This is a genomic window from Rhodococcus sp. LB1, assembly GCF_001583455.1.
In the GTDB taxonomy this organism is placed as follows: Bacteria; Actinomycetota; Actinomycetes; order Mycobacteriales; family Mycobacteriaceae; genus Rhodococcus_F; species Rhodococcus_F opacus.
In genome coordinates this window covers 1-6,741 of sequence record NZ_LTCZ01000355.1, presented here as the reverse complement: position 1 = coordinate 6,741, position 6,741 = coordinate 1, and the positions used below count along the sequence as shown (strand labels likewise).

At 68.0% G+C, this 6,741-nt stretch carries 9 protein-coding genes; 3 read left to right on the top strand and 6 right to left on the bottom strand.

The annotated features are described in order from the left end of the window. The 3 genes from AZG88_RS35425 to AZG88_RS55180 all read right to left on the bottom strand — a co-directional run. Positions 1-277 (bottom strand): RrF2 family transcriptional regulator (locus AZG88_RS35425; RefSeq protein ID WP_156517693.1); only part of this gene is annotated, 277 nt, incomplete at its 3' end. 59 nt (positions 278-336) lie between these two features. After that, on the bottom strand, positions 337-1,086 hold the full coding sequence (locus AZG88_RS35420; RefSeq protein ID WP_061700416.1) for an SDR family oxidoreductase: 750 nt from the start codon (positions 1,084-1,086) through the stop codon (positions 337-339). Between the two features lie 308 nt (positions 1,087-1,394). Further along, positions 1,395-1,517, bottom strand: a complete 123-nt coding sequence (locus tag AZG88_RS55180) for a hypothetical protein (protein WP_257015054.1) — start codon at positions 1,515-1,517, stop codon at positions 1,395-1,397. Positions 1,518-1,736: 219 nt separating this feature from the next. On the opposite strand from AZG88_RS55180, the gene AZG88_RS35415 reads away from it, so the two are divergent. Further along, complete coding sequence (locus AZG88_RS35415; RefSeq protein ID WP_005246405.1) at positions 1,737-2,057, top strand: hypothetical protein; 321 nt, start codon at positions 1,737-1,739, stop codon at positions 2,055-2,057. Positions 2,058-2,149: 92 nt separating this feature from the next. Here AZG88_RS35415 and bla read toward each other — a convergent pair whose 3' ends face one another. Further along, positions 2,150-3,103 carry a class A beta-lactamase gene (gene bla, locus AZG88_RS35410; RefSeq protein WP_061700415.1) on the bottom strand — a complete coding sequence of 318 codons (954 nt, stop codon included), beginning with the start codon at positions 3,101-3,103 and terminating at the stop codon, positions 2,150-2,152. Positions 3,104-3,250: 147 nt separating this feature from the next. Between bla and AZG88_RS35405 the strand changes: the two genes are divergently transcribed. Continuing rightward, the gene (locus AZG88_RS35405; protein WP_061700414.1) at positions 3,251-4,144 is read left to right on the top strand and encodes a LysR family transcriptional regulator; all 894 of its coding nucleotides are present in this window, start codon (positions 3,251-3,253) and stop codon (positions 4,142-4,144) included. Further along, positions 4,141-5,049, top strand: a complete 909-nt coding sequence (locus AZG88_RS35400) for a serine hydrolase (protein ID WP_061700413.1) — start codon at positions 4,141-4,143, stop codon at positions 5,047-5,049. Before AZG88_RS35405 ends, AZG88_RS35400 begins: the two co-directional genes overlap by 4 nt. A gap of 5 nt (positions 5,050-5,054) precedes the next feature. Here the strand turns inward: AZG88_RS35400 and AZG88_RS35395 are convergent, their stop codons facing one another. Continuing rightward, on the bottom strand, positions 5,055-6,557 hold the full coding sequence (locus tag AZG88_RS35395) for a precorrin-2 C(20)-methyltransferase (protein ID WP_061040915.1): 1,503 nt from the start codon (positions 6,555-6,557) through the stop codon (positions 5,055-5,057). Then, a partial coding sequence (locus AZG88_RS35390; RefSeq protein ID WP_197487988.1) for a precorrin-8X methylmutase occupies positions 6,554-6,741 on the bottom strand: 188 nt, incomplete at its 5' end. The genes AZG88_RS35395 and AZG88_RS35390, both read right to left, overlap by 4 nt.

The window sequence follows — 6,741 nt, the reverse complement described above, 5'->3', positions numbered from 1 at the left end:
TTTCGGTGCACCGAAAGGCGGGCTCGGTTCCGTCGACGGCCTGGACCACGTCGAGGACGGTGATGGCCTCGGGTGCGCGGGTCAGGACGTATCCGCCGTCGCGGCCCTCGGTGGGGTGGACGAGGCCGGCACGTGCGAGCGACTGCAGGTGCTTGGCGAGGTATGTCTTCGACACACCGTGCAGTTCGGCCAGCCGGGCAGTGGGTACCGGGCTTTCGGCCTGGCTGAGAACGACGCAGCAGTGAAGTGCCCACTCCACACCACCGGAAAGCTTCATGGCCACGACTCTATCCACGCCCCTGTGTCGGTGTTGCGGGGTGGCACTGCGTCATTGTTTCAGGCGTGTTCGCGCAACCACTCGTCCAGAGTGGTCGGTGCGATCCAGGCATTGGCGCCGGGTGTCGGAGTGATCGCAGCGTCATCGAGTTTGGCGCCGAAATAGCCGGCATCGGGGTCGGTCGTCACGGTCCGCTGGTCGCCGGTCGAGGCGAACAGCCGTCGAACGAGTGTATCGATGCCGAGCGGTTCAGGTCCCGCAATTTCGACTGTGCCGCCCAGCGGGGCGCCGACGGCGACCTCTGCTACCCGGGTGACGACGTCTTTCGAGGCGATCGGCTGAAGATGTGCCGGGGTCGCATGCACCGTCTCGCCGACTGTGCCTGCCGCGGCGATGCCGGCGATGAACTCGAAGAACTGCGTCGATCGCACGATCGAGTAGGGGATGGGGCCGGACTTGACCAGATCCTCCTGGGCGACTTTGGCACGCATGTATCCGGAGTCGGGGAGTCGATCGGCGCCGACGATGGACAGGACGACATGGTGCCCCACGCCTGCCGCCTCTTCGGCGGCGAGCATGTGCGTCGTCGATTCGCGGAAAAAGGCCAGGACGTCGTCGTCTTCCCACGACGGCGAGTTGGTGAGGTCCACGACGACGTCGGCGCCCTCCACAGCCTCCGCGACGCCCTTGCCGGTGGTGGTGTCGATACCGTCGCCGCGACCGAGAGCCGCGACGTCGTGCCCGGACTCGCTCAGCGACGATGCGACCTGACTCCCGATGAGTCCGGTTCCGAAAATGACGATCTTCATGCCCGTCTCCTAACTTGGATTTATATTGTCCTAGTTTACTCGGATGATAGGTGTCCGAGTCAAGGGTTGTGCACGTTCCGTGCGCCGGGGCGGGGTGGGCTCCTCGTCCTTCGTGACCCTCATCGGTGATCGGTTGGTCGCGGCCAGGTCTATCGGATCCCTCGCCGCAGTCGAGTGCGCGCGGTGGAAGAACACTCCGGTCGCCGATATGCCGGAGCGGCGTGTTGGCCGACCCTGGCGCCGGCTACTGTCGCAGAGGGTTGCAGGGCCGTCCTCCGGGAAATCCGCCGCGATCCTTCAATACGGCTTCAGCCCTTTCGTTTTCGGATGATCTCCGTCGACTCCTTGGCCTTCGCCCGCTTCTCCGCCCGGCGCTCCTCGAGTGCGCGTGCGGACTGTTTCGAACTCTTGACGGCGGATTTGTCAGCCATTGTCGCTCCATCTTCGAGGGTGGCAACCACGAACTGATCCCGACCATACCCAGGAAAGTGGATAAGTCCACTTCGGCATCCGGCTCGCACGTGGTGCCCTGCTGGAAGCGTCCTTGCGTGAGATCCCAAGAACCCCAGGAACGCTCACGAACTTGCTTATTCCTGGGCGGTGGCTATGGTGCATGCAAGCATCAACGGCATCTACCGGAGGACTGAAATGTGAATGCAGCTACCGATCGTCAATGGGCGGTTCGTGACGCTGTTCTGCGTTGGCTTCTCGCGAAGGCGACGGAAGGGTACCGAAGTCCGATTCTGGACGCGGATGCCATCGGTGAGACCGTCGGCTGGGTGCCCTCGCCCCTGACTCGGGACGAAGTGGCCGATGCGTCGAACTACCTCTACCGGGAAGGGTATGTGACAGGGGTGCCGGTGATGGGTATCGGAATCCCGCGCCCGATGTTGACGGTGGCCGGGCGGCGCGTCGCCAAGACGGAAAGGCCTCTGCGCCGGGCGGTGCGCAGTCACGACGTCGTGAGCTAGCGGCAGCTCGCTCCGTCCGTCGACGCACCAGCTGTTGCCCCACCTGTGCAGTAGAGAGCGAGGTTCGGTACCGGTACACGTGCTCGGATGGCTCACGGCGCAGTCATGCCCTCGATGACGGCCGCGGTGGTGTCGGCGATCGCCTGGTTGTTTCCCTGCGCGCCTTCCTGATTCGTGAGGCTGTCGGTGAGGATGGCGAGGACGATGGGGGCGCCGTCCGGACTCCATGCGACACCGGCATCGTTGGCGGTGCCGAAGCCTCCGCCACCGGTCTTGTCGGCGGCAGTCCATCCGGTGGGCAGACCGGCGCGCATTCGCTTGTCCGACGTCTTGCTCGCCCGCATCCACTCGAGGAGTTGGTCACGACTGGCCGTGTCGAGGGCGTCTCCCAGGAGCAGCGCACGGAAACCCTGTGCGATGCCGTTCGGTGTCGTCGTGTCCCGGGGGTCGTCGCGGAATGCGGTGTTGAGTTCGGTCTCCCACCTGTCCAGTCGTGTGCTCTCGTCTCCGACGACTCGGGCGAAATCGGTGACCGCCTGCGGACCGCCGATCTCGCGGAGCAGGTAGTTCCCGGCAGTGTTGTCGCTCTGCGTCAGCGCTGCTTCGGCGATCTTCCCCAAGGTCATCGGGGTGCCGACCGCTGCGGCGGTGACCGGCGAGTTCTCGACGAGGTCGCCGGGTTCGATCACGACCGACTTGTCGAGTGACGTCGACCCGTCCTCGGTCTTGCGCAGGACCGCGGCGGACGCGTAGGCCTTGAACGTCGAGCACATCGCGAACCGTTCGTCGCCTCGGTGGCTGTAGACCTCGCCGGTCACGGGATTGACGGCCGTCACTCCGATCCGCGTGGAGTACTGCGCCTCCAGGGCGGCGATCGTCGCGTCGAGGGGCCGCCGATCCGGCGCCGCAGCCACCGACGTGGTGGGCTGGGCCTGTTCCGCGGTGGCCGTGCACGCCCCGAGCAGCAGGGGCAGAGCCAGCGCGAGAGTGACGGCACCGCGACGACCGGTGCGCCGTGGCTTCGGATGATTTCGGTATGTGGGCATGGATCCAATGTCGGATGCGGACACTCATAGCGCAAAGACGAAAGCGGCGTGGTCGCGAGTCGGGTGCGCTATCGCCGCAGTTCAGGGCAATGTTTTGTGCCTGGGAACCGGTGGCGTCGCCTGACGGGGGCGGTCGGAACTGGTTCAATGGTCGCCATGGATCTGCTCCGCCACCTGAGTTTCTTTGTCGCCGTTGCGGAAGAGGGACATTTCGGCAACGCCGCATCCCGGCTCGGAATGACGCAACCGCCGCTGTCACAGGGAGTGCGGCGGCTCGAACAGCGACTCGGCGCGGAGCTGGTCCAGCGCAGTGCCCGAGGAGTCGGGCTCACGGACGCCGGACGCCAATTGCTACCGCGTGCGCGGCTTCTCGTCGCCGACGCGGCCCGATTCGAAGACGAGGCGCACCGCATCGCCGGCGGTCGCGACGCGGTGGTGCGATGGGGTGTCCCGCACTCGGTGGCCGACGGTGTGGTGGTGCGGTGCGTCCGTGCCCTTCGCGACGCGGACGAGGCCCGGCCAACTCGCGTGGTGACGACCACGGCGTCCACCACCGAACTCGTGGACGCCGTCCGCTCGGGCAGTCTCGACGTCGCCGTGGTCGAACATCCCGCTCTGCTCACTGGTCTCGACAGTGGGCCGGTGCTGAGGCTTCGACGGTGGGTGGTGGTGCCGGACGACCACCCCGCGGCGGTCGCGAGGAAGGCGCAGGTCCGGATGCTGCGCGGGCTGGTGCTCGCCACCGGTCCACGCTCGGACAATCCGCCTGCCCACGACCTGTTCGTCGACCTGTGGCGGGCCCGGGGTGTGGACCCGGACATCGTGATCGCACCGGGTCCGCGCGAGATTCTCACGCACGTGGCAGCGGGCGGTCATTTCGGGGTGACGGCGACGGCGCCGACGGTCATGCCGGGTGTGGCCTGGGTCGATCTGCTGCGTGAAGATCTCCCGCTGCGCCTACGGATCGTCTGGCGCTCCGGGGCCGACGTCGCACCGTCCGCTGCCGCCCTCGACCGGGTGCTGCTGAGGGCCGATCGATGACCGTGTCGGCGGAGAAGCGGATCCGTGACGTCTTCGCCGACGCCGGGTGCACCGGATGGCTGCACGCCCGCCGCGTCGGGACCCCGATCGACGACGGGGGTGACATCGCGGTCGGCGCGGACGACCTCGTGGTTCTGGCGTCGGTCTACAAACTTCCGCTACTCGTAGCCCTGTGCCGTGCTTTCGAATCCGGGGAGTTGTCGCCGACCGCGACAGTCCGGATCAATCCGGCCGACTGCACTCCGGGGCCGACGGGGGTGTCGACGTTCCGTGATCCCGTGGTGCTGAGCTGGCGGGATCTGGCGATGTCGATGATGACCGTGTCCGACAACGCCGCCGCCGACCTCGTTCTCGGGCAGGTGGGACTGGAGAGCGTCGAGCGGGCGCTGTCCGAGTTGGGCATGACGAGCACGCGCATCATCGGCGGCACAGCGGATGCGCACCGCAGCCTGGTGATCGACGCCCACGCGCACACCACCGCCGAGGCATTCGCGGCACTGGCCGACAATGACGAGGCGTGGACCGTGTCCGCCTACGACCCGTCGTATGCGAGCGCGACGACTCCGCGGGAGATGACCTCGCTTCTCGACGCGATCTGGACCGGAAGGGCGGTGCCCGGGCCGCAGGGCGAGTTCGTCCGGCACGTGATGTCCGCGCAGATCTGGCAGCACCGCATCCGGTCCGGGTTCCCGTATTCCGAGGTGGACGTCGCCGGGAAGACCGGGACCATCGGCGCCATCCGCAACGAGGTGGCTGTCGTGACGTTTCCCGGTGAGACGCCCGTCGCGGTCGCAGTCTTCACCCGCGCCGCCCGAACCGATCCCGTGCTACCGGTGGTCGATGCCGCGATCGGGCACGCCGCCCGGATCGCGGTGACCGAACTCCGCTCCGGCCGCGTCGACTGAGGTACTCAGCCCGGATAACGCCGGGGCGTGAACACCCTCGTTCCGTGTTCGTTCTCGACGACGGTCGTCATGGAGGAGCCCACGATGAGCAGGCACCGCATGTCGATCTCGGCCGGGTCGAGGTCCGCGAGCCGCACGACCCGCACCGACTCCTGCGCGCCGGCCACGTCGCGGCCGATGATCACCGGGGTGTCGGGGGAGCGGTGCTCGAGAACCAGATCGCGCATCGCGGCGACCTGCCAGGTGCGTGACTTCGACGCGGGGTTGTAGACGGCGAAGGCCATGTCGGCGCTCGCGACCGCGGAGATGCGCTGCGCCACCACGTCCCACGGCTTGAGCCGGTCCGACAGCGACAGGACGGCGTAGTCGTGCCCGAGGGGTGCGCCGACCCGGCTCGCGACGGCGTTCGCGGCGGTCATGCCGGGCAGGACGCGCACGGGGACGCCGCGCCACTGCTCCTCGGCCGCGACTTCCAGCACCGCGGCGGCCATCGCGAACACACCCGGGTCACCGGACGACACGACGGCGACGCGGGCCCCGTTCTTGGCCAGGTCGAGTGCCATCGCGGCGCGTTCGGCCTCGACGCGGTTGTCACTGGAGTGACGGCGCTGGCCGGGACGTTCGGGGACCCGGTCGATGTAGGGGCCGTAGCCGACGAGGTCGGTGGCGAGCGACAGTTCGTGCTGCACTTCCGGTGTCGTCCAGGCCTGGTCGCCGGGACCGAGCCCGACGACGACGAGTTCGCCCTGCGGTGCCGCGTCGTCGCGGCGGGCGTTCGACGGGCTGGGCACGATGGCGATCGAGAAGTAGGGGACGTCGCTGTCCGAGACGTCGTCCGCGGCGTCGATCTTCTGCCTGGTCGTGCTGGCCCGCTCGACGTACCACGTCTCGTCGATGCGGCCGGAGTCCTTCAACGCCTGCCGGACGGCCGGGTACGTGCGTCCGAGCTTCAGGATCGCGGCGGCGTCGGTCTCCCGCAGGCGCCGCGTCAGCTCGCCGCGCGGCAGCGTTCCGGGCAGGACCGTGAGGATTTCCTCGCCCTCGACCAGCGGCATCGCCAGCGCGGCGGAGGCGGCGCTGATCGACGTCACTCCGGGAATGACCTCCGCTTCGAAGCGCTGCGCCAGCCTCTTGTGCATGTGCATGTACGAGCTGTAGAAAAGCGGGTCGCCCGCGGCGAGCAGCGCGACCGAACGGCCGGCGTCGAGGTGGGCGGCGAGTCGCTGTGACGCCTCCTCGTAGAACTCGTCCATCGCCCCCTGGTATCCGCCGGGGTGGTCGACGGTCTCGGTGGTGACGGGGTAGACGAGGTGCTCCTCGATCTGGCCGTCTCGCAGGTACGGCGCCGCGACCGCGCGGGAGATGCTCTTGCCGTGCCGGGCGCTGTGGAACGCCACCACATCGGCCTCGGCAATGACCCGCGCGGCCTTCACCGTCACCAGTTCCGGGTCACCCGGTCCGATGCCGACGCCCCACAGTTTGCCGGTCACCCGTTCTTCGGAGCTCATTCGACCTCGCTCGCAATCGCATTCAGCGCCGCAGCCGTGATGGCACTGCCACCCCGGCGGCCGCGGACCACCAGATAGTCCAGTCCGCTCGGGTGCTCGATCAACGCTTCCTTCGACTCCGCGGCACCGATGAATCCGACCGGACCGCCCACGATCGCGGCGGGCCGGGGCGCCCCGGATTCGA

Coding starts and splice junctions, on each gene's coding strand:
- AZG88_RS35420 (WP_061700416.1), bottom strand. CDS start 1,086: ATGAAGATCGTCATTTTCGGAACCGGACTCATCGGGAGTCAGGTCGCA.
- AZG88_RS55180 (WP_257015054.1), bottom strand. CDS start 1,517: ATGGCTGACAAATCCGCCGTCAAGAGTTCGAAACAGTCCGCACGCGCA.
- bla (WP_061700415.1), bottom strand. CDS start 3,103: ATGCCCACATACCGAAATCATCCGAAGCCACGGCGCACCGGTCGTCGC.
- AZG88_RS35405 (WP_061700414.1), top strand. CDS start 3,251: ATGGTCGCCATGGATCTGCTCCGCCACCTGAGTTTCTTTGTCGCCGTT.
- AZG88_RS35400 (WP_061700413.1), top strand. CDS start 4,141: ATGACCGTGTCGGCGGAGAAGCGGATCCGTGACGTCTTCGCCGACGCC.
- AZG88_RS35395 (WP_061040915.1), bottom strand. CDS start 6,557: ATGAGCTCCGAAGAACGGGTGACCGGCAAACTGTGGGGCGTCGGCATC.